The 24,977-nt window shown below is 58.2% G+C and carries 23 protein-coding genes; 7 read left to right on the top strand and 16 right to left on the bottom strand.

What is annotated here, in order from left to right:
* Window positions 1-159: 159 nt before the first annotated feature.
* A complete protein-coding gene (locus LOY55_RS21055; protein WP_258666107.1) occupies window positions 160-1,533 on the top strand; it encodes a transposase in 1,374 nt (457 codons plus the stop codon).
* Between the two features lie 381 nt (window positions 1,534-1,914).
* Here LOY55_RS21055 and LOY55_RS21050 read toward each other — a convergent pair whose 3' ends face one another.
* From LOY55_RS21050 to LOY55_RS21035, 4 genes are all read right to left on the bottom strand, one after another.
* On the bottom strand, window positions 1,915-3,405 hold the full coding sequence (locus tag LOY55_RS21050) for a DUF1254 domain-containing protein (RefSeq protein WP_109787272.1): 1,491 nt from the start codon (window positions 3,403-3,405) through the stop codon (window positions 1,915-1,917).
* Between the two features lie 19 nt (window positions 3,406-3,424).
* Window positions 3,425-4,816, bottom strand: a complete 1,392-nt coding sequence (locus LOY55_RS21045) for a DUF1254 domain-containing protein (RefSeq protein ID WP_408980960.1) — start codon at window positions 4,814-4,816, stop codon at window positions 3,425-3,427.
* A 298-nt stretch (window positions 4,817-5,114) separates the two neighbouring features.
* Window positions 5,115-5,324: a hypothetical protein gene (locus tag LOY55_RS21040; protein WP_223522639.1), complete on the bottom strand. Its 210-nt coding sequence runs from the start codon at window positions 5,322-5,324 to the stop codon at window positions 5,115-5,117.
* Window positions 5,325-5,444: 120 nt separating this feature from the next.
* Complete coding sequence (locus LOY55_RS21035) at window positions 5,445-6,026, bottom strand: hypothetical protein (protein WP_109787269.1); 582 nt, start codon at window positions 6,024-6,026, stop codon at window positions 5,445-5,447.
* Window positions 6,027-6,321: 295 nt separating this feature from the next.
* On the opposite strand from LOY55_RS21035, the gene LOY55_RS21030 reads away from it, so the two are divergent.
* Entirely contained in the window at window positions 6,322-8,619 is a 2,298-nt protein-coding gene (locus LOY55_RS21030; protein WP_223522640.1) for an autotransporter domain-containing protein, read from the top strand.
* Window positions 8,620-9,011: 392 nt separating this feature from the next.
* Here the strand turns inward: LOY55_RS21030 and LOY55_RS21025 are convergent, their stop codons facing one another.
* Window positions 9,012-9,641 carry a DUF3885 domain-containing protein gene (locus LOY55_RS21025; protein WP_223522642.1) on the bottom strand — a complete coding sequence of 210 codons (630 nt, stop codon included), beginning with the start codon at window positions 9,639-9,641 and terminating at the stop codon, window positions 9,012-9,014.
* Between the two features lie 182 nt (window positions 9,642-9,823).
* Between LOY55_RS21025 and LOY55_RS21020 the strand changes: the two genes are divergently transcribed.
* Both LOY55_RS21020 and LOY55_RS21015 read left to right on the top strand, forming a co-directional pair.
* Window positions 9,824-11,197 carry a transposase gene (locus LOY55_RS21020; protein ID WP_258666586.1) on the top strand — a complete coding sequence of 458 codons (1,374 nt, stop codon included), beginning with the start codon at window positions 9,824-9,826 and terminating at the stop codon, window positions 11,195-11,197.
* 347 nt (window positions 11,198-11,544) lie between these two features.
* Entirely contained in the window at window positions 11,545-12,243 is a 699-nt protein-coding gene (locus tag LOY55_RS21015) for an ion channel (RefSeq protein WP_046032693.1), read from the top strand.
* A 126-nt stretch (window positions 12,244-12,369) separates the two neighbouring features.
* Here the strand turns inward: LOY55_RS21015 and LOY55_RS21010 are convergent, their stop codons facing one another.
* Together LOY55_RS21010 and LOY55_RS21005 are read right to left on the bottom strand one after the other, a co-directional pair.
* A complete protein-coding gene (locus LOY55_RS21010) occupies window positions 12,370-12,543 on the bottom strand; it encodes a DUF2986 domain-containing protein (RefSeq protein WP_077431725.1) in 174 nt (57 codons plus the stop codon).
* Between the two features lie 165 nt (window positions 12,544-12,708).
* On the bottom strand, window positions 12,709-14,124 hold the full coding sequence (locus LOY55_RS21005) for a DUF2252 domain-containing protein (protein ID WP_223522643.1): 1,416 nt from the start codon (window positions 14,122-14,124) through the stop codon (window positions 12,709-12,711).
* 376 nt (window positions 14,125-14,500) lie between these two features.
* On the opposite strand from LOY55_RS21005, the gene LOY55_RS21000 reads away from it, so the two are divergent.
* Window positions 14,501-14,764 carry a hypothetical protein gene (locus tag LOY55_RS21000; protein WP_046032694.1) on the top strand — a complete coding sequence of 88 codons (264 nt, stop codon included), beginning with the start codon at window positions 14,501-14,503 and terminating at the stop codon, window positions 14,762-14,764.
* A gap of 92 nt (window positions 14,765-14,856) precedes the next feature.
* Here LOY55_RS21000 and LOY55_RS20995 read toward each other — a convergent pair whose 3' ends face one another.
* The 9 genes from LOY55_RS20995 to LOY55_RS20955 form a co-directional block, all read right to left on the bottom strand.
* Window positions 14,857-16,134: a flavohemoglobin expression-modulating QEGLA motif protein gene (locus LOY55_RS20995; protein ID WP_223522644.1), complete on the bottom strand. Its 1,278-nt coding sequence runs from the start codon at window positions 16,132-16,134 to the stop codon at window positions 14,857-14,859.
* Window positions 16,135-16,193: 59 nt separating this feature from the next.
* A complete protein-coding gene (locus tag LOY55_RS20990; RefSeq protein ID WP_046032696.1) occupies window positions 16,194-16,877 on the bottom strand; it encodes a bifunctional 2-polyprenyl-6-hydroxyphenol methylase/3-demethylubiquinol 3-O-methyltransferase UbiG in 684 nt (227 codons plus the stop codon).
* Between the two features lie 70 nt (window positions 16,878-16,947).
* Window positions 16,948-17,529, bottom strand: a complete 582-nt coding sequence (locus LOY55_RS20985) for a hypothetical protein (RefSeq protein ID WP_046032697.1) — start codon at window positions 17,527-17,529, stop codon at window positions 16,948-16,950.
* 164 nt (window positions 17,530-17,693) lie between these two features.
* Window positions 17,694-18,215: a hypothetical protein gene (locus LOY55_RS20980; protein ID WP_046032698.1), complete on the bottom strand. Its 522-nt coding sequence runs from the start codon at window positions 18,213-18,215 to the stop codon at window positions 17,694-17,696.
* 248 nt (window positions 18,216-18,463) lie between these two features.
* Window positions 18,464-18,985: a methylamine dehydrogenase light chain gene (locus LOY55_RS20975; RefSeq protein WP_046032699.1), complete on the bottom strand. Its 522-nt coding sequence runs from the start codon at window positions 18,983-18,985 to the stop codon at window positions 18,464-18,466.
* Window positions 18,986-19,004: 19 nt separating this feature from the next.
* Window positions 19,005-19,625, bottom strand: coding sequence for a methylamine dehydrogenase accessory protein MauD (gene mauD, locus LOY55_RS20970; RefSeq protein ID WP_046032700.1), 621 nt, complete (start codon window positions 19,623-19,625; stop codon window positions 19,005-19,007).
* A gap of 3 nt (window positions 19,626-19,628) precedes the next feature.
* Entirely contained in the window at window positions 19,629-20,168 is a 540-nt protein-coding gene (locus tag LOY55_RS20965) for a MauE/DoxX family redox-associated membrane protein (RefSeq protein WP_223522645.1), read from the bottom strand.
* Window positions 20,169-20,181: 13 nt separating this feature from the next.
* A complete protein-coding gene (locus LOY55_RS20960; RefSeq protein ID WP_109787257.1) occupies window positions 20,182-21,330 on the bottom strand; it encodes an amine dehydrogenase large subunit in 1,149 nt (382 codons plus the stop codon).
* Window positions 21,331-21,690: 360 nt separating this feature from the next.
* A complete protein-coding gene (locus tag LOY55_RS20955; RefSeq protein WP_046032703.1) occupies window positions 21,691-23,172 on the bottom strand; it encodes a sensor histidine kinase in 1,482 nt (493 codons plus the stop codon).
* Window positions 23,173-23,413: 241 nt separating this feature from the next.
* Between LOY55_RS20955 and LOY55_RS20950 the strand changes: the two genes are divergently transcribed.
* Together LOY55_RS20950 and LOY55_RS20945 are read left to right on the top strand one after the other, a co-directional pair.
* A complete protein-coding gene (locus tag LOY55_RS20950) occupies window positions 23,414-24,577 on the top strand; it encodes an acyl-CoA dehydrogenase family protein (RefSeq protein ID WP_046032704.1) in 1,164 nt (387 codons plus the stop codon).
* Between the two features lie 26 nt (window positions 24,578-24,603).
* Window positions 24,604-24,975 carry a hypothetical protein gene (locus tag LOY55_RS20945; RefSeq protein WP_046032705.1) on the top strand — a complete coding sequence of 124 codons (372 nt, stop codon included), beginning with the start codon at window positions 24,604-24,606 and terminating at the stop codon, window positions 24,973-24,975.
* Window positions 24,976-24,977 lie beyond the last annotated feature (2 nt).

The raw sequence follows: 24,977 nt of genomic DNA, 5'->3' as shown, positions 1-24,977 counted from the left end.
CCCAATACCGGGTGCGATTGTGCGGAGTATTTGGGTCAAGAAAAGTGGCCGCTTTCTGAATGTATCGATGTCCCCTTGTGGCCGATTCTGTTGAAAAAGTAGCTCCCATGTCTGGGCTGCGGCAAAATTGCTGCATTGGCCGGCGGGGGATCACACAGCATGATGGGACAGTTATCGAGTGGGCAGGAGCGACTGTTTTACTCGTTCAACCTTGAAGATCACATCCCAGCCAATCACCTTCTGCGCAGCATTGATCGGTGTCTCGATCTGAGTGATTTGCGCCATCACCTCGCCGACTTCTACAGCCCGATTGGGCGCCCGTCGATTGATCCTGAATTGATGATCCGCATGCTGATCGTGGGTTATTGCTACGGCATTCGCTCAGAGCGCCGGTTGTGCGAAGAGGCCCATTTGAACCTGGCGTATCGCTGGTTCTGCCGGTTGAGCCTTGAAGATGAAGTCCCCAATCACTCGACCTTTTCCAAAAATCGACACGGCCGTTTTCGGGACAGCGATCTGTTTCGCTGGCTGTTCAACGAGGTGCTGCGTCGTTGCATGGACGCTGGGTTGGTCAAGGGCGAAGGCTTTGCCGTGGACGCCAGCATCATCAAGGCGGATGCCAGCCGGCAACGCGGCGTACCGGGCGATGAGCCGATCAACTGGAGCGATCCGGCCTTTAGCACCCGCGCTGTACGTGAGTATCTTGAGGCGCTCGATGAAGAGGCTTTGGCCGAAACGCTGCCGAAGCGCCTATCGCTGACTGATCCTCAAGCCCGCTGGACCGCAGCTCCAGGCGGCCCAGCGTTCTACGCTTACTCTACGAATTATCTGATCGATACCGAGCACGGCGTCATCATGGATGTGGAACCCACACCGGCTCATCGCACGGCTGAGGTCGAGAGTACAAAGACCATGATCGACCGGGTCGAAGCGCAGTTCGACATCAAGCCGGATCGCCTCATCGGCGATACCGCTTACGGTACAGCGCCGATGTTGGCCTGGATGGTGGAGGAAAAAGACATCGAGCCGCATGTGCCGGTATGGGACAAAACCGAGCGCAAGAACGACAGTTTTTCGAGTAACGATTTCCACTGGAATGAAGAGGCCGAGGAATACCGCTGCCCAGCTGGCAACGTATTACGCAGTGAATGGCGAGCCTTCAAGAACGAGCGTTCGCACGTCACCAAAGCCAACACCATCATCTTCCGCTCCAGACAGACCGACTGCGCGACGTGTCCGATGAAAGCCAAGTGCTGCCCGAACACGTCGTTTCGCAAGATCGCTCGCAGCGTTCATGAAGCCGCTCGTGATGTCGCTCGACGCATCGCAGCGACGCCGGAGTACGTGCGCTCTCGCCATGAACGTAAGAAGGTCGAAATGTTGTTTGCCCACCTCAAGCGCATCCTGAAATTGGATCGCTTGCGACTACGTGGCATGAGTGGCGCGACCGATGAGTTCACGCTGGCAGCCACAGTGCAGAACCTACGTCGGCTGGCCAAACTGACATCTCAAGGGCCACCAGTCACGGGATAGGTGCGCCTGCACTAAGCCAAAAACCTCAAATTAACCCAATAACGACGCAGCAAAGGTCAACGAAGGGCCGAGAAACCACACAAAGTGGTGAGTAGGCTATCCGGTGGTAGCTGTGCTTGATTTTACTCAGGCTGAAAATCCGACTTTTTCAACAGAATCGGCCGATGGCGGTCTGTCACGAATGGCAGCTAATGGCTGTGACAGCCTCGGGCAAAGAGCTGCAAACAAACAGTCAGGACCGTCGCCATAAGTGTTGAATCGACCGGTTGAATCCACCCCCCATTGCTGCCACTGACCGGCGGTAAAACATGGTTCCGTCAAACCAACCCCACGGCGATATGAGCACTCTGATGTGCTCATATCGCCTGGCGGTGTCTCTCGTTACTGTTTCTGCAAATCGCCAGGTTTCCAGGCTTTATCGAAGAACGCCTTGGTCGGGCCGTACAAACGCAGGATGACGAAGAAGCCCTTGTCAGGCAGAGTCCGAATCCAGTTTTTTCCAGCCCCCGGTGACTCGGGGCCGAAGTGGACGTCGATCGAGCCGTCGGCGTTGGCCACTGGTTTGTCCATGGTGTTCAGCGATGGGAAGGGTTGCCCGTTATCCAGACCGGAGGCGGTCACCGAGTCATAGGCCGTGACCGACCAGAACAACGCCGCCGGAATGCCTTTTGGCAAGTTCAGCGTGTAAACGTTACTGCCCGACAGGAATTCCCCTTTGGCATCGACGAACGTCGCCGGGTACTTGGCCCCGACGTTCTCCATGTTCACCGCCATGCCTGGGCTCGCCGAATAGGCGTTGGTGAAGAATCCTGTGCGCGGGTCGATGTAGTTGAAAGTGTCGGCAGTAAAAGTGGCGTTGCCGGGGAATACATTCAGCCACTTGCGATCCGGATACCAGGTGCCACCGGTGACAATGGTCTGCGGGGTATAGGAAATGGCGTGGCCGATCTTGCTGGCGGTTTTCGCGGCCTTGTCGAGCAGCTCCCGCGTTGCCGAGTCAGGCTGGAACGGTTTGCCCTTGACGATGCCCAGGGCGGCGAGCATGCCGCGCATTTCCATGTCTTGCGGGTCGACATATTCATGGTCGATAAAGCGCGAGAGCATGTCGAATGCGCTGCCATCGGTAGGGTAGAGCATGTTGACCGGAGTTTTCGAAGCGTTCGGGAACGCCATTGCCTTGGCCGTGGCTTCTTTACCCAGCGGATAGATGCGCGTCTGTTCCATGACCTTCACTGGCCCCTCAAGTTGCTTCGGATCCTTGAAGAACCCGCGCCAGAACACAAACACCCCGTAAGTGCGCGAGCGGTAAGTCAGGTAACCGGGCGGCACTTCACCTTTGTAGTCCGGTGGCAATACCAGGTACTTGGCGCCCTTGCCCTTGTCCGGCCCGGGCAAGCCGACATCGCCGCACCACTGACGACCTTCAATCTGGCCCTCGGAGCAGATCGGGCGCTGGAAGAAATCGTCGAGAATGCCCTGCAAGCCCGGCGGAACCTCGATCACCATCGGACCTTCCTGCTTCAGGTCGAGATAGCCCATGGCATAGATCACGTCGGAGTTCGGCGTGGTCACGAGTGTCCTGGCATTGAGTCGGTCTTTCCAGATCGGCAACACGTTGTAGCCCGCGCCGAAGGTTTTCTCCGAGCCTTCTTTCATGGCGTACATGTTCAGCGCGGGCAAGGCCCAGATGTAAGACTGCACGGCGCGCTGGAACAACAGCTCGTTTTTCAGTTGCGCCACACCGTCGAGTGTTGGATAGCCGCCGGCAAACGGCAGATCGGCCAGTTGCTCGTAGTGCGTGGCGGCCTGGGCGCTGATGCTGATTGCAATGCCCAGGGTCAAGGCAGTCAGGGTTTTACCTGAGGTACTCATGATTGACGTCCTGTTCTGATTAATCGGCTTTGACTACGGCTGGCGGAACCCACTGGCCATTCAGTGCGGCGGGCTCTGGCCAATAGGCACGGATATACAACGAGTAGTCCGCGTCTTTGGGCGAAGGCAGCCAGTTGCTTTCCTTGTCCTTGCCCGGCGATTCGCTCTGCACATAAATCGTCAGCGAGCCGTCGGCGTTGGCTTGCAGGGATTTGTTCTTGGTGCCGATGGAATAACGCTTCAGGTCATTGGGCGCGAAAAAGTGTTGTTCGTTGTACAGCGTCAGCGACCAGAAGCCTTTGACCGGGGGCAGCTTGTCTTTGGCGAAGGTCACGCTGTACCCGTTCTGACCATTGAGACGCGCGCCAGCCTGATCCAGATCCTGATAGAAGTATTTGGTCTCTTTCTGCTGGTTAACGAAAATGTTCGAGCGTGCCACGGCCGTGCGGGTGAAATAGTCGGTACCGAACGCCGCGCCGTTACTGACGGTACTCCAGTGATCCGGCAATTGCAGGCCGTAGTTGCGGAACTGCAACAGCGGATCGATCACTTCGCTGTCGGCTTTTTTCGCCTCGTCGATCATCGCTGCCTTGAGCTGCGGATCTGCCTTGGCGATAGCACTCAGGGCGGCCATTTGCGCATAACGGGCTTCTTCACCCGGCAATGGCTTGGCATCTTTGAGAAGGGCAGGCAGTTCGTCGAAGAACTTCTCTGGCATCACCCACTTGGTTTCGGCGTTGCCTTGCGCTTGGGCGGGAAATTTCGGCAGCTTGGCCCAGTCACGTTTTTTGACCTTGCCGTCGTACTTGGACAACGGGTACATGTCGATCCCGGCCAGCGCCGGTTGCACTGTCTGGCGGTCGGCGGCGGTGTCGTCCTGGACCACGCGGGGAATCACGAAACCGGTGTTGGTGCGCGCACGAAACACTTTGGTAATGCCGGCCGGGACCTTGCCATTCCAGTCCGGCCCGACCAGCAAGTAGAAGCCAGGTTGAGTGCCGTACATTTTGCCCAGCTCGGCGAAGCTGTCCGAGCGCAGATCAACCACCTGATACACCCAAAACCGACTGCCGAAATCCGGCACTTGCAGCACCACGGGCTCAAGGTCCAGGGCAATGCTGCCGGCGCCGTACACGACGTCTTGATTGGGACACGCCACCAGCCGCTCGGCGGGGTCGATGTAGTCGCTCAACAGCGACAGCTGATTGATCGGTGCCACTGGCACAATGCCGCCCATCAAACCCGGCTGGGGAAGGTCTTTGAAGGCCTGGCGACGGTTGAAGATATTGGCCATCGGCCAACCCCAGAAGTACGCCTCACGCGCCATCATGCGCACGTACGGCTCAGTCACCTTGGTGCCGGCTACAGGCCCGGCGATGGTGGCCTCGGCGGCGTAGCCCTGAGTGGCCAACAAAGCTGCAGTGGAGAGTGTCGTGATGAACGTCAGTGCAAAGAGGGCGTGGCGATAGGGGGGGGCGATTCATAAAGCATCCTTACTTGATGGCGATCACCTGATGGCGGTGAGTCGCTGACAAGATAGCTCATCTTTACCGAGTCATGATTTGGGTCTGTTTACATGCCTGCTATTGGCTGGATTCAACCGGCACCTCAATAGCTGAATGCTCGCTATGTCGCGATTTGTCATAGCGCTGGCGCGATTTTAAAAGTCCATTGCGGACGTAGCGAGCGACAGTGGCCTGCGAATGCCGTTACTCCGGCGTCATCATCAACGCGAGCGTTATCTTGATGAACTCTTCATTCTTGTCGATGGCTTCAAGAGCGTAGCGCACGTTGTCGGCGACATCAGCCGCACCCTGTAGCTCGACCCAGTTTGAAAGCTCCATGATGGCGGCTTCGAGTGCAAGTTGGTTTTCGTTGATCTTGAACAGCAGGGAAGGGAGCAGGTCTGAGTTTGGCATCGCGATTTTTCCATGAAGACATCAGCTTGGCAGGAGAGATATTGGAAGGAACGAGGTGTCCCCGCCGGGTGAATTCTGTCACTCAAGAAGTGCCTTCAGGGCGCGTCCTGTGTTTCTTTACTACGTTAGTTCAAGTCGCTCTAACGCATAGTCCTTGCCTGCCAAGGTAAGTTCAAAAATGGTGGCGCCGAACGTACCCCGTGTCACTTTTTGCTTAACAAGACGTTTGACCTGGAGTTGCTTAAGCCCTTCTTCAACTTCCAACTTGCTGAGTGACACAAGTTTGCAAACCGAGTCTAAGTTTGCAATTTTTCTGAAGTTTGCATGATAGGCCAACGCTTCCATCAACAGTGTTTGGTTCTCTGTCAGCTGTGGAAACTGAGGGTTGTTCGCTTTGTAAATTTTTCGCTCTATCTCATGTAGCTCGCCACAAGCTCCGTCAGTGGTGCGGTAGTAGTAAATTGCTACAGCCAGAGTGCTGATCAGCGCCGCGATAAACATCAGCAGCGACCAGTTCGGCATGGGCGTTTCTAACAGAAGCCAGTTCCACGCACGTAGCAGCCAGCCCTTGATAACGGCCAGCAACGTCAGCTCGAAGTAAGTGTCGAGCAGCTTTGTGGCAGCCCAAGCGACAAGGACGCCTCCAGCCGAGCCGGCCATAACCTTGAAAGTGAGCAGGGAATGCTTGCCTTCTGCTGCCATGCTGCTCGTCTCTAGTGAAGGAAAAAGATGCTATCAGCATAGCAGTGGAAAAGTGGCACTCCGGCATTGGCCTTTGCATTTGCATTTGCATTTGCATTGGGAAATTATCCTGGGCGCGAATTTCGACCAGGTACTTTTGCGGTTCCAGGCATCGCCTAAGGATCCGGCTCGTGAATTCGGGAAACCTTGTCTAATCTCTTCACTGCCTTCTCGTCAAGGAGGCCGACGCGACTAACTGGCGACTTACTGCACTGCGGATGACGCAATCAGCCGCCCTGTCCCAGAGGTGAGCAGCGTGACACGATACCTACCTATCCTGGTGCTCACGGTCGGATTGACGCAGGTGTCACCGGTACTCGCCGAGACGTTCACTTGGGCGGGGGCTAGTTGTTATACGTGCCCGGAGTCCTGGACGCCGCAAGGGGTCCCTGAAAATCAGGGTGACATCGCATCATTCACCAACGTCGGCAATGACAGTATTTCCGTGGACCTCCCAGTCAACCCCTCATCCTGGGAATTCGTAGACAGCGGCAACAAAGGCCACGATTACGCGATATCCGGGCTTCCGGTTGCTTTCGACGGCCCCGGCCTGATCGTCAATTCCCCCGAGCTGATCACTATCAATAACAACCTCGGCGGGATCGGGGGTGTCATTCAGAACGGCGCCGGCGGGACGCTGGTGCTGACCGGGGACAACACGTACACGGGTGGCACCACCATCAACGCCGGCACTCTCTCAATCAACACCGACAGTAATCTTGGGGCCCCTGGTGGGACGTTGACCATTGGTAACGGCACACTGAGAACCAAGCAGACTTTCGCGACAAATCGCCCAGTAACCCTGACCGGAAACGCCACACTCATACAAGCTGTCGATACCGGTTTTACCTTGAATGGTGTGATCAGTGGCTCCGGCTCTTTGGCCCTGGACGGTGACGGCGGTTCCGGCGGGCTTGTCACGCTCAATGCCAGTAATACCTACACAGGGGCGACAAACCTGAACGCCGGATTCCTGTTCATCAATGGCTCAATCGCAACCTCCAGTCAGTTGATAACCAACCAGGGAACCTTCCTCGGCGGCACCGGCACACTGCCGCAAACCACCGTCGGCGGTTTTGTTTCACCGGGCCCCGCCCGCGACACAACCGGCACCCTCAATATTGCCGGGAGCCTGACCACCGCCCCCACGGCCAATTACATCGTGGACTTCAACCCCTCCGGCGCGCATGACCTGATCCACGCCACTGGAGTCGCTACGCTGAACAATGCCGACGCCACCACCTTACTCAACGGTTTTATCCCGGTGGTGAACCAGCGGTACGCGATCCTCACCGCTGACGGTGGCGTCAACGGCACGTTCAATTACCCGACCCGACAGCTGCCGCTGTCGACCGTCAGCCTCACCTACGACCAGAACAATGCCTACTTCCTCGTCGCCCGCAATCAGGTACCTATTGGCGGCACACCCGAACACCCGATCGTCATCCCGCCACCAGGGGGAACACCAGACCCCCCGATAGCGATCACCCCACCTCAAGAATCAACAGGGGGCGCCGTGGATGAGTTACCGCCGGACAACCCGATCCTCGGCGGGATCATCCTGTTGCCCACCGTGGGTGAAATCCGGGTTGCTCTCGATCAATTGTCGGGTCAGATCAACCCATCGCTCATGACCGTGATGCTGGAGGACAGCCACTTCGTGCGGGACGCGGTCTTTGACCGTCTCGACACGCCATTGGGGGCGCCGGTCACCCCCCACCATGCTGCGGACAATACGGTGCAACTGACTTCGAACCTGACCGCATGGATACAAGGTGTCGGCGCACACCGCGAACAAGGTGACCTATCGGTTGATACCGGCGGGACGTTTCTGGGGATCGACTCGCGCATCACCGACACCACCACACTGGGCGTTTTGTTCGGCTACACACGGTCCAATGTGGACGCGCGCTACAGTTCGGCCGATGGCGATAATTACACCGTTGGCGCGTACGTCGGTACGCTGCTCGGGCCGTGGTCGCTCAAGGCGGGCACCAGCTACACGTTCAACGAAATCGATACGCGCCGGACCGTGAACTTCGGCGATTTCAGTGACTCCCCTCACGCCGACTACTCGGCCAATACCGGCCAGGTCTTCAGCGATGTCGGATACAGGTTCAATGTGGGGCCGATGATACTCGAGCCCTATGCCGACCTCGCGTGGGTGAAGGTGAACGCCGATGGGTTCACCGAACACGGTGGGCCTGCTGCACTCTCCGTGGACAGCAGCGACAACGATGTGACGTACAGCACATTGGGAATACGGCCCAGCTACGCCTTCCTCGCCAATAACGTGCCCATGAGGGTGAAAGGCGGGTTGGGCTGGCGCCATACATTTGGCGATCTCGAACCTGTCGACACACAATCGTTCACCCGCTCAGCAAACACATTCTCGATACCCGGCGTACCGTTGGCCGAGGACGTGACCATCGTGAATCTGGGGATGGAAGCGGCGCTGACCCCGAGTACCAACCTGAGTCTGATCTACAACGGCCAATTAGCCAGCGACGCTCATGAGAACGGCCTTGTGGGGTTGTTACGGGTAACGTTCTAATACCCTTCCATCTATGCAGGTTTGCCGGCAAACGGAGCGTACGATCGATAGCGGCTGATAAGCACTCGTCGTTTGGCATTCTCACGTAGCGTTCATTGCGAGCCTCAATGAACGTTACAGGGATATCTTCGACGGGCCGCTATTGGCCGATTCTGTTGAAAAAGTCGGCCATCGTTTGCGCATCAGAAAAGTACGCGTCCGAGATTGAAATCTTTACTTTTGGCAAAGGCTTCCGGACTCGGATTTCACGTAGCAGCGTGCAAAACAGGCGTTTTCACCAGTCAATGATCAGGCAGTTTGGGCAGACCGACTTTTTCAACAGAATCGACCCAAAGGAGACAGTGGAACTATCGTCTGTAGACACGGTTTCATCTCCAATGCACGCAATAATGTTAGCGCGCAGGCTCTGCGAATGTGGCGTCCATTTCGTGTCGGTCGTAGTCCAGCAGGTATGTATGATGCTGACGATACAGCTGTGAAAGCAGATCTTTGTTCGGGCCAACCACATCCATACCTCTGTCGTCATAGGGAAAAACCATGACCTGCTTCTTCAAATTGAAGAGGTAGAAAACACAGTTGGGTCTAGGCTTGATTTCGGCGAAATCGGTAGCCAAAGCACACCAAAGAAATGCTTGAAGCAAGGTCACAGGTGCTTCAAATGCGATGTTGATCCAATACTCCGGCTCAATTTCGCTACACCATTCCTCCGGATCTATCTCCTCACTCCAGACCATACATTCCGCGGGTATGAAGATGCCGGCAGATCGAAGAGCGTGTATTACGGGCCGATGAGCAAATCGGTTCCTGCAAGAATGAATGCGCAGACAAGCAACAAACGTCGCGTCGGCAAGGAAAACGTCGCTGCAGATCTTTGTTGATTTTCGTAGTGCAGTCAGAAATTGCTCAATCACTCCACCAGTTTCAGAGAGCTCAAAGCGCAGGCCTCCTGGATAGGAATAGAAAAGAGGTCTGGCAAACGCTTCACCCCCAAAGATCCTCTCAATTTCAAGTTGTAGATTCACTTGATCCCTTCATGGCAAATAGCCCGACTCCATAGATTGGATGGTGCAGACGGATACTACTGTATACGTAGGATCTGAGCTAAGCCGCGAGCGTCTGCTTCTGGCCGATTCTGTTGAAAAAGTAGCTCCCATGTCTGGGCTGCGGCAAAATTGCTGCATTGGCCGGCGGGGGATCACACAGCATGATGGGACAGTTATCGAGTGGGCAGGAGCGACTGTTTTACTCGTTCAACCTTGAAGATCACATCCCAGCCAATCACCTTCTGCGCAGCATTGATCGGTGTCTCGATCTGAGTGATTTGCGCTATCACCTCGCCGACTTCTACAGCCCGATTGGGCGCCCGTCGATTGATCCTGAATTGATGATCCGCATGCTGATCGTGGGTTATTGCTACGGCATTCGCTCAGAGCGCCGGTTGTGCGAAGAGGCCCATTTGAACCTGGCGTATCGCTGGTTCTGCCGGTTGAGCCTTGAAGATGAAGTCCCCAATCACTCGACCTTTTCCAAAAATCGACACGGCCGTTTTCGGGACAGCGATCTGTTTCGCTGGCTGTTCAACGAGGTGCTGCGTCGTTGCATGGACGCTGGGTTGGTCAAGGGCGAAGGCTTTGCCGTGGACGCCAGCATCATCAAGGCGGATGCCAGCCGGCAACGCGGCGTACCGGGCGATGAGCCGATCAACTGGAGCGATCCGGCCTTTAGCACCCGCGCTGTACGTGAGTATCTTGAGGCGCTCGATGAAGAGGCTTTGGCCGAAACGCTGCCGAAGCGCCTATCGCTGACTGATCCTCAAGCCCGCTGGACCGCAGCTCCAGGCGGCCCAGCGTTCTACGCTTACTCTACGAATTATCTGATCGATACCGAGCACGGCGTCATCATGGATGTGGAACCCACACCGGCTCATCGCACGGCTGAGGTCGAGAGTACAAAGACCATGATCGACCGGGTCGAAGCGCAGTTCGACATCAAGCCGGATCGCCTCATCGGCGATACCGCTTACGGTACAGCGCCGATGTTGGCCTGGATGGTGGAGGAAAAAGACATCGAGCCGCATGTGCCGGTATGGGACAAAACCGAGCGCAAGAACGACAGTTTTTCGAGTAACGATTTCCACTGGAATGAAGAGGCCGAGGAATACCGCTGCCCAGCTGGCAACGTATTACGCAGTGAATGGCGAGCCTTCAAGAACGAGCGTTCGCACGTCACCAAAGCCAACACCATCATCTTCCGCTCCAGACAGACCGACTGCGCGACGTGTCCGATGAAAGCCAAGTGCTGCCCGAACACGTCGTTTCGCAAGATCGCTCGCAGCGTTCATGAAGCCGCTCGTGATGTCGCTCGACGCATCGCAGCGACGCCGGAGTACGTGCGCTCTCGCCATGAACGTAAGAAGGTCGAAATGTTGTTTGCCCACCTCAAGCGCATCCTGAAATTGGATCGCTTGCGACTACGTGGCATGAGTGGCGCGACCGATGAGTTCACGCTGGCAGCCACAGTGCAGAACCTACGTCGGCTGGCCAAACTGACATCTCAAGGGCCACCAGTCACGGGATAGGTGCGCCTGCACTAAGCCAAAAACCTCAAATTAACCCAATAACGACGCAGCAAAGGTCAACGAAGGGCCGAGAAACCACACAAAGTGGTGAGTAGGCTATCCGGTGGTAGCTGTGCTTGATTTTACTCAGGCTGAAAATCCGACTTTTTCAACAGAATCGGCCGTTTTTTGCCCGTCGCGAAGGACAGAAAACGACTCAGAGTTGTCTGTCAGGCTGAATCCTCTCCTATGCATTCGCGACTAGAGTTTCACTGCCGACTATTCTAAAACCAGATTCTAAAATCAGGTCCTGTTTCAACGGTACAACGTCAGGACACGAGCGCTATTTCAGCCTCTGGGAAACCGGTATGACAAGTCCGCAAGATAAAACCGAACCTGAGGAGGATTTAGCTCAGATGGTTATAGGGCTAGGGCCCTGCACCTATCTATTGCTGCTCTTACTAGGGTTGATCCTTGTGTTTCCCTTTCTTGAGGAGGGCACGTTTGCTCGCACGTTGCTCGGCATTCTGTTTTCCATCGTGCTGCTCGTGGGTGCTTTCGCCACCAGGCAGACTCGGCAAGGGTTCATCCTCAAACTGGGCCTGGCATTGCTTGGGGTTGGCCTTCAATGGGCCGCTTTGTGGGCTGAGAGCATCGCCATTCTTAACCTCGCCGGAATATCTTATGCGGCGTCTCTTGCCGTCTCGTTTAGCGCAGTGCTTAGCTATATTCTCAAGCGCGGGCCAATTACAGCCGACAAACTGCATGGCGCGCTTGCGGGGTACATCATGCTGGCCTTCGTTTGGTCCTTCGTTTATGCCCTGGTCGAGATATCCAACGCTGGCTCATTCGGCCCTGGTCACCTCGATTTCGTACAGCCCGGCACTTTCTTCAAGCTGATTTATTTTAGCCTCACGACGCTCACAACCACCGGTTACGGTGATGTTATCCCGTTGACTAACCACGCCCGCTCACTTGTGATGGTCGAAGAGTTTTCAGGCGTCTTTTACGTTGGTGTTGTGATTGCGCGGCTTGCCGGTCTTTATCCATCGAATCAGATGAAGTGACTCTCGATTTGCCTGAGCCACCTCCGACCGAATGCAAATGGCCGGTTTCAGTCCATCACCACCGGCTGCAAACAAACCCTGGTGGGTAAAAAAGAACGTTTTTACAGCTCCCGTGAGGGGCCGATATCAGCCTTGAGAGCCGCTCTCAGAGGAAATGATGACGTCTTGACCGGACTCAGCCGCAAGCTTCAATCGGTCCGCTTTACTGATGTATTTAGAGGTGTTTCGTGGTGCCAGTTTGGCGCTGGCCTTTTTGGCGTGGGCCTTCAATAACTGCTTTATTTTTTTCTGGCGGTTCATCTTTTTCAACTCGGCTCGTAAATGTTTGAATGATATCAGCTTAAGGTATTGGGCCAGACTCCCGTGGCGCGCACCGAGTGCATAACGTTACACACCTTGCGATATGGACTGGACGCGTCGGCAACTCAAGCGCACGAGGTAAAACAACGCAACGGATCTGCTTCATCACTCCTCTTCTCGAAGTGCATTAATCCGCCCTGATTTTTCTGCGGCGATAAGCGCGGCATGATCTTTCGCATTCTGATTGGCATAGGCGATGGCAAATTTGCCGATGACCTGGTCGAAGGAGTCCGACTTGCCCAAGTAACCACTGATCAGTGCCGCATCCCCGGATTTGGCGTGGGCACGCGCCAGGGTATGACCGCACCACTCGGCATACATTTTCATCCGTGCGGCGGACATGCCTTCAATGGGCGCTGACATTTTCATGTCTCGTAACTGGCGTACAAAAAAATGCCGATCGTTTTTACCGCGTGTCCAGCCCAGAAAAATGTCGCTGGAAGACTGCATCAACCGTTGCCCCGTGACCACGCGTTGCCCTTGGTTCTCGTACTCGCTCTTGCCGGCATAGGGCGCCAGTACCGAGGGGCAGGCTTCCTTGAATTGCAGGAGCAACGGGTGGTTTTCCGCGGAAAAGAACAGGCCGACGAAACAATAGGTGCCGACGCTGCCGATCCCGACCGCTTTGACTGCAATGTCCTCGAGGCGGTAACGATCGAAAAGCACGCGTCGTTCATGGGGCAGTGACAAGCGATAATCCAGCAGTGCCAAACGGACGCGCTGGTTGAAGCCTTTTTCATACACATGGAACAGTAAGGGCGGTTGATCGATCAGCCGTCGACGCCCACCCACTTCGCTGCTGATTTTTGGAAAAAGGTAATCGCCAAGACGCGTCTTGGCCTTGGCGACCACCTGCTCACGAGTTTTCTTTATTTCAGCATTGGGCGCCATATCGATGATCGCTTGGGCATCCAGGCAGTCATACCAGACCTCCAGCGGGCCCATTTTCGAAAATTTGCGCAGGCCTTCGCGGTAGGCACAAACGCATTTGGCGGCAATGGCCCGAGCGTCTTTATCGCTGAGTCGGTTATCGCGTGCGGCCACGGCAAAACTGATCGCCAGGCGTTTCACATCCCACTCCCAGGGGCCGGGGAGTGTTTCGTCGAAATCGTTGATGTCAAAAATCAGATTGCGCTCGGGTGTCGCGAACAACCCGAAGTTCATCAGGTGGCAATCCCCGCAGGCCTGCACCTCAATGCCAGTGGTCGGGATCGTGGCCAGGTCATGGGCCATCAAACCTGCAGAACCGCGCAAAAAGGTGAAGGGACTGCGCAACATGCGCCCGTAGCGCAGTGGCACCAGGTTGGGCAGTCGATAGCGGTTGGACTCTTCGAGAAGCTCTATGGGGTCGCGGTGTTTGCTCGGTGGTTTCCAGACGGAGTGAACCGCATGTGGCAGACGCTCGCGTAATTGCTCACCCGCGTACAGACGCTCCTTGCGCGAGAGAAAGATTGACTCGTCACCGGTGTTTTCCGATGGCCTTGCCAGGCTGCTGGCAGGCCTGCTTTTGCGGGGGGGCATGTCCACTCCTTTGCTCAACGAAGTCAAACTTGCGCGGGCACAGGATCTGGTAATGCGACTGTTCCATCAGCCCACAGAGCGCGCGTGCACCGGTGTCCAGGAAAGCGCTAAAAGGCTATTTGTTTGAAGCGTAGCAGCTGGTAAAACCGGCGCCTGTAGAAATGAGGTGGTTGTTACAGCGGGTACTTCTGACAGTTATTCCAGCTCTCACCGACCAGCGGAAACCCGCTTCCTTGTAGGGCCGCCTACGTCGTCTATCGTTAAATTCCACCCTGTGAGGAGTGTTTCGGTTTGCACGCTACAACAGCTCCCGTCCGCCCTGTGCGATGAGTGATTGGGGCACAACGGGATCGATGACTCTGGAAGGAGGAACATCATGATTCGCAAACGTTATTTGCCTGTGTTGGTCACGCTGGCCATTGCTGCGGGCAGTTGCTGGGCGCCGACGCTGGCCTACGCGACCGACCAGGCTGACCAGCGCCGGGATTCGCGCGACACCAAGCAGGAAGGGCGCGACACTGCCCGGGAAACCAAGCAAGCCTGCAAGTCTGGCGATGAAAAGAGTCGTCCTGATTGCCGCCAGGACAAGCGCGACACCAAGCAGGACACGCGCGACACTGCGCGTGACATCAAATATTAATAATCTGGATCATGCCCCCGAGCATCGCTGGGGGGCTGAGAAGGTTGATCCTGCCGGCCATTGAATGCCGACCAGGTCTGTAGCTACCGCGATCACTGGGCGCTGGCGTTGACTTCGTGCTCGTCTGCAAAGGCCATGAGCACCTCCAGATCGAGCACATCCAGCTTGATTCGGGAGATAAACGCCGAGAAGGCCAGGTTGGCGGCGAGCAGGCGCAGGTCGCTGGCCCAGGCCGGAAGATGGGTGGGGCCCTGAAGCCAGCCGGATTCGAACAGTGGCGCCAGACGCACGGTGTCACCCAGAGTGAGGCGCCCCGCAAACAAGTGGCTCACCAGTTCCGGACGGTTGTCGCGGATGGCAATGCGCAACAGCGTGTGGACCCCGATCAATCCGGTCAAGTAAGCGGCATCCTTGGTAAACGCCGAGCCGCCCTGCAGGTTGGCGCCCCGAAAAATCCGTTGGGTGGAACGGAAAGACTCCTCTTGGGATTGCCCGGCCGCCAGAAAACCTTCGAATACCTGGATAAAATCGGCGCCATCCAGCGCTTGCTGAACCGCGAGCACGCGCAGGGCGAGGCGACGCAAGCGGTTGATGTCCATGCTGCCGGTGAACAGTTCGGCCAGCGTGGCGATGCCCTCTTGAGTCTGGGTTGTACGTGGTGCTCCCAGGCCCAGGCTTCGAAGGTTGGGTTGGAGCGCGCCGTTTTGGGCCGTGGCGACATGCACGAAGGCCTCATGCTGCAAAAGCTGATGCTTGTCCAATTCGCTAAACAGAGCACTGGTACGCAGGCGGATGCGGCTTGAGCCGGCGATGGCCTTGGCGGCCAGACTCGAATCGAGCACCACCGTGATCCGGCCCGGGCCGAAAAACCGGTCCAGTTCCGGCTGCATCCAGGCGGCGAAAGCCTCGGCCGGGATGTCGGCCTGGCTCGCTGGAATTCGGGCATTGCCCAGCAGGGCGTCAGTGGTCTTGAGGAAAAAGCGGGCCGCGTCGAGCATGCTCAGGTTCAGGCGTGGGTAGTAGAAATCCGGCCGCCGGTACAGCGCTGATGAATACTGAGTAAACGCGGGAGTGCCTATGGCGCCCAACAGGCGGCCGGCCGTGGCATAGCTTTGCGCGGTCATGGCCAGGTGATTCCCGGCCGGATGTCCCAGGTCGCAACGGCTGACAAAATCTTCCAGGGCCGCAATGTCGGAGCTGTGGTCGCGCGGGTGCAATTCGACGGCGGGCAGTTTTGCCCGTCCGCCGCGCCAATGCGCCAGGAAGCTTTCCTCGACGCCATCCGGCCAGGACAGCGCATCCAGCACGCGAATCTTGCGCGCCAGGCAGGGCAGGGCTGCATCGAGTTCGGACAGGGGCGCGGCGCTCATGGACGTCTCCTTGAGAGGCGAGGTTCAGTCGCTAAAGCTTAGTCGTTGTCGTCCCGGAATCATTTATTGTGGTCACTGCGTTTCTCGGCCACCAACAACAACGACTGCGGAACAGGACTTTGCGGGTGCTGCGGCTCTTGCAGCGCGGCGAGGCAAAAACCGGCCATGTCCAATGCATTGAACCAACTGGACAAGGTCCGCAAATACCACGGCATGGGTTGCCATTGCCCGTTGAACCCGGCAAAGGTTTCTTCGCGCCAGCCATCCTGATAGTCGCCCGCCGCGACGCTCCATGGATGCAACGTCTGGATCACCAGCGCGCCGCCGGGGGCGAGCAGTGCGTTCATGGCGGCAAGCAGCGCAATGATGTCCTGATGCAGCAGGGCGAAGTTGGCGCAGATCAGATCGTAGTCGCGGCCGACGTCCACCTTCGCCTCCACCAGATCTGCATAGCTCGCCAAATACACTGGCGAAGCGCTCGCCGCCCGCGCGGCCTCCACCAGCGTCGCATCGCCATCCACGCCGACCGCGGTGATGCCTCGTTCAGTCAGCGCCCGCAACAACCAGCCCTCGCCACAGCCCAGGTCGAGCACGCGTTCGGGCTGGCGGCCCAGAACCGCCAGCACCATGGCCTGGTCGGTGACCTGAACGCGGCTTGCGAGGGTGCCACTGCGAATGGCTTCGATCCAGGCGCGGGCGTTGTGGTGCCAACTCTGGAGGAGGGTGGATTCGGGATCGGGCATTTCATTGTTCGCATCGATGGGTTTGATGCAAGGATAGGACACATGCCGGTGGCGCGGGAGCCAGGGCCGGTTAAATGACGCTGCAGCAACCATAAACGAGTGCCAGCACCGCAGCGATGGCAAAGGCTCCCACTGCTTTTTCAATGGCATGGTGCGCGGGCTCGGACTCGGTCGATTGTTGCCAGAAGGGCTCTGAATACGCCGACTGTTGGGAGCGGCGTTGGGCGATGACCTTGTAGGCGTATCGCGAACTGATCAGCAGAAACAGAGCGATCAGGCTCAAGACAATCCGGCGAGTGACAACCGGTTTGAGGTCTGACTGGTATTCGTGAAGGCAGGCAGCGCTCTCGACTTCCACAACGCTGATTCGCCCTAAGGCCATTGGGGACTGCTGGGCGCCAGTGTGGATGATCGGCTGTTGTTCCATGTCCAGCGCCTGATACTTCCAGAGTGTTAACGAGCCTTCCCGGCAGTAGGTGAACGTCATGGGAGTCGCCGCCGCAATAATGCAAGCGTCGTTGATGTTCAGTTTTTTCAGCGTTTGGTCAGCTGACCTTGTGAAATCGAGATCGATGACAGGAATGACCCCGTTGGCAGAAACCATGGCCGAAAAGAGCACGCTGAACGCAAGGCACACTGTTGAAGCCTTCAAGGTTAGCTTTCCTTGTTTTTCATCAACATAGGGGATGGCGTATGGAGCGGGGCTCCGCCTGATTCGATGAGTCTAGAAGACGGTTGGCCGCTGAATGAGTGATAGCAATTAAAGCGTCTAAAATGGCGTAAATGGCCTCAATAGGGGGGTGGCGGTCGGGCGACTCAATTGCTCATTCCATCTTCGATCGCGATCCCTTGCGCGCGCATTTCCTTGATCAACTCTGCCCGTGTACCCGGCAGGTTCAGCATGGCTTTGTGGCGTAACTCCGCAACTTCCTCCGCGCTGTAAGGCTGGTAGTTTGCTGGCGTGCTTTTGCCCGCCAGGCCATCTTCGCGCATCAACCAGTTGAGCAGATCGGCCAACTGCGCATTGTTCAGCGCCGATTGCGACATGCCCGGCACACGCACCAGAAACTCTCGGCCCCCCGGCACCTTCAGAAAGTTGCCGACAAATCCTGTGAGCCGAGGCGTGTCATTGGCGGCCGAGCCCATGCCGTTGCCCAAGTGGCAGCCAGCGCATTGCAGTTGGTAGTTCACGCCAACGCCGTAGCCGGCCTCGGCGATGGGTTTTTGCGGTGCTTCGTTGCCCGGCGCATGTCGCTGCGCCGGGTCGGGAATGGCACGGGCATAGGCGAGCGGGGCGCTCATGACACAGACCAGACCGAGAAAGAGCAACTTACGCATGACAAGCACCTCTACGGTAAAACACACGTTTATGTAGCAGCTGGCGAAGCCTGCGTCGGCCGGTCCGCGCTCGGGCGCAGCAGTCGTAAAATCAGCGCACGCGGTTTTTCAGGAAGACCTTGTTCACAGGGTTTACGACTGCTTTGCCCGAGCGCGGACCGGCCGACGCAGGCTTTGCCAGCTGCTACAGGGATTGCGTTGGGCAAAAAAAAGCCGTCGATTGCGTGAGCAACCGACGGCAATGCGCGTTAAACGGCGACGCCACGGATGACCGAAACGGTGCAGTGGTAGATGTGCGATTTGGCGGCCAGGCACCAGTTCACATCGTTGTTGTTGAACGGGCGATAAGCCGGTTCTTCACTGTCGTTACGGGTGCAGGCGCACTGGGCGCAGCTTTGCTTACCGCAGCAGTCGTTGTACGAAATGATGTAGTCCTTGCCGTCCGCCGGGTTGCGGCAGGTGCCGATCCAGGTCACTTGCGAGGCTTCGGTGCCCGGCGGGCAGGACGTTACCGATCCGCCGCAGCAGCTGCACAGAAAGCCGTCGATGGAGCAGTAACGCCAGTAGTCGCAGCTGTTCGGATCGCCCGGGTCACCGGCTTTCGGGTTATCGGCGGCCAGGGCTTTGCTGGTGCGGTCCAGCGGCAACAGCAGCGGCAATGCGGCACCGGCGACCATCAAGGAACCCATGCGCGACAACAATTTGCGGCGTGAGGTGGTGTCGGCCACTCGACGTGTCGAGCGCTCGAACAGCAGGTCTAGCAGTTTCATAAAAATCTCCCTGCCTTAATCAGTGGCTATGGCCGTGGCTGTGGTCGTGTGGGTGCGGCTGGCTGTTGAGGTATTCCTGCAGCGTGGACTTTTTCAGGTGCTCGACTTCGAACAGGCTGTCCAGGTGCTCGCGGGAATTGACCAGGCCTTTGGCGCGCAGGGTGCCGGACTTATCGATCAGGGCGGCGTAAGGGAGCTTGCCGATCTGATAGGTCATGCCGACTTCCGGCCCGACCACGTAGGTGGCGTCTTCCAGTTTGTGTTCGCGGATCAGCTTTTGTTGGGCGTCCATGTCGCCGTCACTGATAAACACCACGTCCAGGCGATCAGCCTGCTCCTTGGCAATGGACTTGATCGCCGGCAACAGCGATTTGCAGATCGGGCAGGTCGGCGAGAGGAAGAACAGCAGCTGATTCTTTTCGCCGGCATAACCGAAGTTCACCGGGCGACCGTTACGGTCGGACGCGGTGACTTGCGGCGCGGCTTCGTTGACCGCCACGCCTTTGTCCATCATCAGCGCCCCGGCCGGAGCCAGGCGGCCGTGCAGGACACCAATCTGACGCACCAGGCCCATGACGGCAAACGCCACGGCCGCGAGCAGAATCCAGAGCAAAACGTTGGAAACAATTAAGCCTTCCATTGATCACCTACCAATCAGTTTGAGCAGAAGAGGGGCGTTCGCCAGCAAGCCATCGGCTGCGGCGTACAGGAGCAGCGCAACGGCGCTGGCGGCAACGGTGACGAAGCCATCAAAAAAACCAAGGTCGCGAGCCATCGGCAGGGTGCTGGCCAACAGCGCCAACCCCACTAGCACGCTGTTGCGCAGCAGCAGGACCGGGCGCAGCGGTTGCGCCTGGTCCGGACCGGCACAGCCGCAGTCGATGTCGCGGCGACCGCGCCACAGGTTGATGCCAATGGCGGCGGCATACAGCGCAATCAGGCTGGCCGCCGTCAACGCTGCCCAATGCCGGCTGACCGGCACCAGCAGCGCAAACGCGATCGCCAGCTCTACCACCGGGATCACACGGGCAACGGGACGCACCAGCGCGTCGGGCAGCAGTTGGTAGTCCGCCAACTGTTTGGCAAAGCGTGCCGGAGCGCGCACCTTGTGCGTCGCGGCACTGGCCAGCAACACCGCAATGGTGAGGGCGCAGGCAATGATGAAGATCGGATCTAAAAGCATGGCCGAACCTCGTTTAGTAGCTCATGACCTGAGTCGCGGTTTTGGCGACTTTTGGCATGCTGGCGGTGAGCTTGTTGGTCTTCAGATCAAAAATCTGCAAACCGCCCTCGACGTCGGCGCCCAGCAACAGCGGCTTGTCATCGCCAGTGGCTTGCATGCTCCAGACCGGCGCCGGCGCTTCCAGCGTCGCCACTTTTTTGTGGGTCTTGAGGTCGAACGCCCAGATCAGCGGGCTCGGGTCTTCCCACTTCATCGGTTCGTGCGCGTCATGCATCAGCACGTACAAACGGTCGAGCTTCGGCGCCACGGCCATCAACTGCCAGCCACCTGGTGCCCAACCGGCTTTCTTTTCCGCGTCGGTGGTCAACGACCACGACGGCAGGATCTTTGGCGCATCGGCCGAGAAATCCACCGGGCGAACGGTGCCGGTCGTGGTGGTGAAGTAGTACGTATCGCCGACGTTTACCGCGCGCTCGATGAGCTTTTCAGCATTCGGGTCGAAGAACGGCGTGCGGCTGCGCGCGGTTTCCTGGCCCTGATCGTTCAGCGTGATCACCTGCAAACTGCCATCGCCGCACAGAGAAGCGAAGCGACGAGCGCCGACCGGGTAGTTGAGCACGCAGCCCGGAATCGCCAGTTCACCGGCGACCGACTTGGTCTGGGTGTCGACCACGGTCACCGACGTCGACGGCGTGAAGTTGTAGACGTAGACGAAGCGGTCATCGCTGCTGGTGCCCAAGCCAAAGCGCTGGGTCAGCGATTCGGCCCGCTTGGTCGGAATCAACAGCTCCCAGGCCGGCGCCAGGGTCGACGTGTCCCACGCGGTCAGCACATCGGTGCGCGTGCCGCGGGTGCCGCGCGAGTAAAAGATGTCGGCGCTGTAGAGGGTTTTCTTGTCGCGGCTGAGCGTCGAAGGCGCGGCAAAGCCCGTCGGCACCATACCGAGGATGCGTTTTTTGTCGGGGTCGACCACGGTGACGCGGCCAGCCACGAAACTGTCGAATTCGACGTCGACGATATACGCCCGGTGAGCTTCTGGCGGAAACGCCAAAACGGTCTGGCCGATGGTGTCAGCCGGCAGGTCCGCACGGGCGCTGGTCAAGCCGAGTACAAGCAGGCTCAGACCTAGCGCTGACTGTACGTTGATCCTGTTGGTTCGCATTAGGGGAACTCCCTGAATTGTTATTCACGCAGATCGCGGGTGCTTGGGCAGATTTTTACAATTCGATTCTGCCTCGCCGGGAAACCCCTGGAATTGCTGTGGCTGCCAAGTGTTTGTGTGTCTGTGCCAGTCGCGGAAAACCGGCGAAAAGCACTGCAAACGCGGCGCACCTGTGGCTTCTGCCGAAGCCTGCAACGCGGCATACCTGTAGCAGCTGCCGAAGGCTGCGTCCGGCTGCGAAGCAGTCGTAAACCCTGATGACACGGTCCCTCTGACACACCGCGCGCTCTGGTTTTACGACTGCTGCGCAGCCGGACGCAGCCTTCGGCAGCTGCTACAGGCCGGCGTGGGATTTGGGTGTCAGGCGGGGTTTGCGAGGGGAAGGGAGAAGGTAAACACCGCGCCACAAGGCTCCAGGTTTTGCGCCCAGATATCCCCGCGATGGCGGCCGATGATGTTTTTGCACAGCGCCAGGCCAATGCCGTTGCCGCTGACTTTGGACGAGAAGAACCCGTCGAAGAGTTTCTCTTGCGCCTGGGCCTGGATGCCGCGACCGCAGTCTTCAATGCGCACCAACGCAACCTCGTTGTCGGCGCTGGCATGAATGCGCAGCACGCGTCGTTCCGGCGGTAAATCGCTCATCTCTTCAATGGCATTAAAGGCCAGATTCAGGATGACCTGTCCGATCAACACCTTCTCGCAACTGATCAGCAGCGGTTCAGGGCTGGTGACGATCTCGACCTTGATCAGGCTCGGGTCGGCACGCAGGCTGATGAAATACTGGGAATCGCGTAGCAGCTCATTGAGGTCGATCAGCTCTTCGGATTGCTCCAGCTTGACCACGTATTCACGCACGCTCTTGATGATCACCGACGCATGCTCGATTTGCCGCACCGCGTTCTGCAAACCCCAGGCCACGCCTTGCTCGGTGGTGTCAGCATGGCCCAGACGGATCACCGCGCCTTCGATGAAGTTGCGCGTGGCCGCCAACGGTTGACTCAACTCATGGGCAATCGCCACGGCCATTTCGCCCATGGCGTTATAGCGCGCCAGGTATTCAAGCTTTTGCTCACTAACCCGCCGCGCTTCTTCGGCTTGCACCTGTTCGGTGACGTCGCGAAACAGCAGCAGATGCCCGACCAGATCATCTTCAATTTCAATAAAACGACACGTTGCCTCATGCCAGCGCCATTCACCGTCACGTCGCTGCACGTGGTAGTGGACGCTGAAGGGCGCGTGCTCGGGTGTCTCGCCGGCCAACTGTTGCAACAGGCGCTGGCGCGAATCGTCGTCGCACCAGGTCAGGAAATTTTCACCGATCAGCGCCGGCTCCTCGCTGTGCAGCAAGTGCGCACCGGAGTCGCTGATAAAACGAATCTCACCGTCCGGCCCGAGCACCGCCACCCCTTCGGCCAGGTCCTGCATAAAAGCCTTGAGGCGACTTTCGAAGCGCTTGAGGTCGCGCTTGACCCGGTCTTCCTTGGAGATGTCGCGGAACTGCACCATCAGTACATCGCGACCTTCCAGGTGCACCAGCGTCGCCACCGCCTCGGAGAGAATTTCCACGCCTTGCTTGGAGCGATAACACCACTCGATGGCGCGCTGACCCGTGCGCGCGGCGCCTTCCAGCCAGCGCAAACCCACCGAACGTCGGTATTTGGGCTCATTGCGGGTCATGTCCGGGGCTTTGAGCGGCGTCAGTTCTTCCAGGGTAAAGCCGAGCGCCGCCAGGGCCGCGGCGTTGGCCCACAGGATCTCCTTGCTCTGCGCGTCGTGAAGAATGATGCACAACGGCATGGCTTCGATGAGGGTGTAGAAGTCATTCGGTTTTGGCAGGTACATCGCGCAGCCCTTGACGACGGAGGGATCCACTACGGGTGAGGTAGAAGTATGGCGTTTTATACCGGCTTGCGCTTCGGGATGCGCTCAGAGGTAACCCGCCTGGGCCTAGGGGTTTTCTTTAGCAGGGAGGCTACACGCACCAATAGTGGCGAGCGGATGCGGTTTTTACACTGAACCCATCAACGGTCGCCTCGCCCCGAGGCAGGCTCCGTCTAATAACAAGTCAACGGAGAAGAAGCCCATGCTGCGTTCAGCTACCGCGCAGAAAGACCCTCTGCCAGGCGTCGACGACACCAGCGTCCACTGCCAGGAATTTCAGCGGGTGCTGGATGAAGTGCGCCAACGTCGCGATGAATTCGACGCCGGCTCCCATGTGCCACGGGACATGATCGAGCGCTTCAAGCAAGTGGGCATCTACCGCGCCGCCACGCCGAAATGCTTCGGCGGCGATGCGCTGGCCCCCGCGCTGTTCCTGCAGATGATCGAACGCATTTCTGAAGCCGACGGGTCCGCCGGCTGGGTGGCGAGCTTCGGCAGTGCCGGTGTTTATCTCGCTGCGTTGCCGCCAGAAACCCTCGCTGAAATCTACGCGGACAGTCCTGATCTGGTGTTCGCCGGCGGCCTGTTCCCGTTGCAACCGGCGGAAGCGGTTGATGGCGGCTGGCAGGTCAACGGCACCTGGAAATTCGCCAGCGGCTGCAAAGGCGCCGACCTGCTCGGTGTCGGCATCGGCGCGGCCGGCGGCAAACCACGCACCGCTGTGTTCCGTGCGGATCAGGTCGACATCATCGAGAACTGGGACGTGGTCGGCCTCAAAGGCACCGGTAGCCACGACCTGCGCGTCACCGACAAACACGTCGATGAGCGCTGGACCTTCATCCGTGGCGGTGCTGCCACCATCGACGAGCCGTTGTTCCGCTATCCCTCGATTGCCTACGCTGCGCAAGTGCTGGCCGTGGTCAACCTCGGTCTGGCCCGCGCCGCCCTCGACGAAGTCAGCAGCATGGCCGCCGGCAGCGGCATCACAGGCGCGCCGAAGATGGCTGACCGCGCTTACGTGCGGATTGAAATCGCCAAGGCCGAAGCGCAACTGGCCGCCGCACGCGGGTTCTTCTACAACGCCACCGAGCAGGTGTGGAACTCGATCCTCGCCGGCAACCCGGTCACGCCAGAGCAAACCAGCCTGCTGCGCCTGTCCGCCATTCACGTGTCCCAGGCCGGTGCGGCCGTGGTGCAGAGCGCATACAGCCTGGCCGGCACCACCGCCATTTATCTGCGCCATCCACTGCAGCGCTACCTGCGCGATTCGATGGTGGTCACCCAGCACGCATTTCTCAGTGAAGGCCTGTACGACGGCGCCGGTTCGGTGTTCCTCGGTGTGCCGCCATTCCCTGGCTACATCTGAACCCTCTATTTCAAGGATCAAGTCCCATGTCCCAGACCACTCAAGAACCGCTGCGCGTCGTCTTTTGCATCGGCATCACCCAGAACTTTTTCGACCTGCCAACCGGCGAAGGCCTGAGCGTGTGGAAAGGCTTCAGCCAGATGATGGGCTCGCTCGGCGCCCTGCCGGGTATCACCGTGCTGGGCGCGATGGACGATGACCGCTTGATGGTCGGCCCGTCCACCACCTCGCCGTGGACCGTCTACATCATGGCCGACGTCGACTGCCATCAAACGGTGATCGACGCCTGCAACCTGTTCCGCACTACGCCGGTGAACGAATACAGCCTGTGGCGCTACGCCAAGGTCGAAGCGCGCATCGGCCGCCCACTGACCATTCCTGATGCAGCCAAGGTTTAAAC

Source organism: Pseudomonas sp. B21-040, assembly GCF_024748695.1.
Lineage (GTDB): Bacteria > Pseudomonadota > Gammaproteobacteria > Pseudomonadales > Pseudomonadaceae > Aquipseudomonas.
The sequence above is the reverse complement of the archived record's forward strand: the minus strand, read 5'-3'. Positions and strand labels throughout refer to the sequence as shown.

Bases quoted from the DNA above. Each gene is read 5' to 3' on its own strand.
- LOY55_RS20975 (WP_046032699.1), bottom strand. From the start codon at position 18,985: ATGAAACTGCTAGACCTGCTGTTCGAGCGCTCGACACGTCGAGTGGCC.
- LOY55_RS20960 (WP_109787257.1), bottom strand. From the start codon at position 21,330: ATGCGAACCAACAGGATCAACGTACAGTCAGCGCTAGGTCTGAGCCTG.
- LOY55_RS21015 (WP_046032693.1), top strand. From the start codon at position 11,545: ATGACAAGTCCGCAAGATAAAACCGAACCTGAGGAGGATTTAGCTCAG.
- LOY55_RS21020 (WP_258666586.1), top strand. From the start codon at position 9,824: ATGATGGGACAGTTATCGAGTGGGCAGGAGCGACTGTTTTACTCGTTC.
- LOY55_RS20955 (WP_046032703.1), bottom strand. From the start codon at position 23,172: ATGTACCTGCCAAAACCGAATGACTTCTACACCCTCATCGAAGCCATG.
- LOY55_RS21010 (WP_077431725.1), bottom strand. From the start codon at position 12,543: ATGAACCGCCAGAAAAAAATAAAGCAGTTATTGAAGGCCCACGCCAAA.
- LOY55_RS20995 (WP_223522644.1), bottom strand. From the start codon at position 16,134: ATGAGCGCCGCGCCCCTGTCCGAACTCGATGCAGCCCTGCCCTGCCTG.
- LOY55_RS21055 (WP_258666107.1), top strand. From the start codon at position 160: ATGATGGGACAGTTATCGAGTGGGCAGGAGCGACTGTTTTACTCGTTC.
- LOY55_RS20965 (WP_223522645.1), bottom strand. From the start codon at position 20,168: ATGCTTTTAGATCCGATCTTCATCATTGCCTGCGCCCTCACCATTGCG.
- LOY55_RS20950 (WP_046032704.1), top strand. From the start codon at position 23,414: ATGCTGCGTTCAGCTACCGCGCAGAAAGACCCTCTGCCAGGCGTCGAC.
- LOY55_RS21050 (WP_109787272.1), bottom strand. From the start codon at position 3,405: ATGAGTACCTCAGGTAAAACCCTGACTGCCTTGACCCTGGGCATTGCA.
- LOY55_RS20980 (WP_046032698.1), bottom strand. From the start codon at position 18,215: ATGCGTAAGTTGCTCTTTCTCGGTCTGGTCTGTGTCATGAGCGCCCCG.
- LOY55_RS20990 (WP_046032696.1), bottom strand. From the start codon at position 16,877: ATGCCCGATCCCGAATCCACCCTCCTCCAGAGTTGGCACCACAACGCC.
- LOY55_RS21005 (WP_223522643.1), bottom strand. From the start codon at position 14,124: ATGCCCCCCCGCAAAAGCAGGCCTGCCAGCAGCCTGGCAAGGCCATCG.
- LOY55_RS20945 (WP_046032705.1), top strand. From the start codon at position 24,604: ATGTCCCAGACCACTCAAGAACCGCTGCGCGTCGTCTTTTGCATCGGC.
- LOY55_RS21035 (WP_109787269.1), bottom strand. From the start codon at position 6,026: ATGGCAGCAGAAGGCAAGCATTCCCTGCTCACTTTCAAGGTTATGGCC.
- LOY55_RS21040 (WP_223522639.1), bottom strand. From the start codon at position 5,324: ATGCCAAACTCAGACCTGCTCCCTTCCCTGCTGTTCAAGATCAACGAA.
- LOY55_RS21000 (WP_046032694.1), top strand. From the start codon at position 14,501: ATGATTCGCAAACGTTATTTGCCTGTGTTGGTCACGCTGGCCATTGCT.
- mauD (WP_046032700.1), bottom strand. From the start codon at position 19,625: ATGGAAGGCTTAATTGTTTCCAACGTTTTGCTCTGGATTCTGCTCGCG.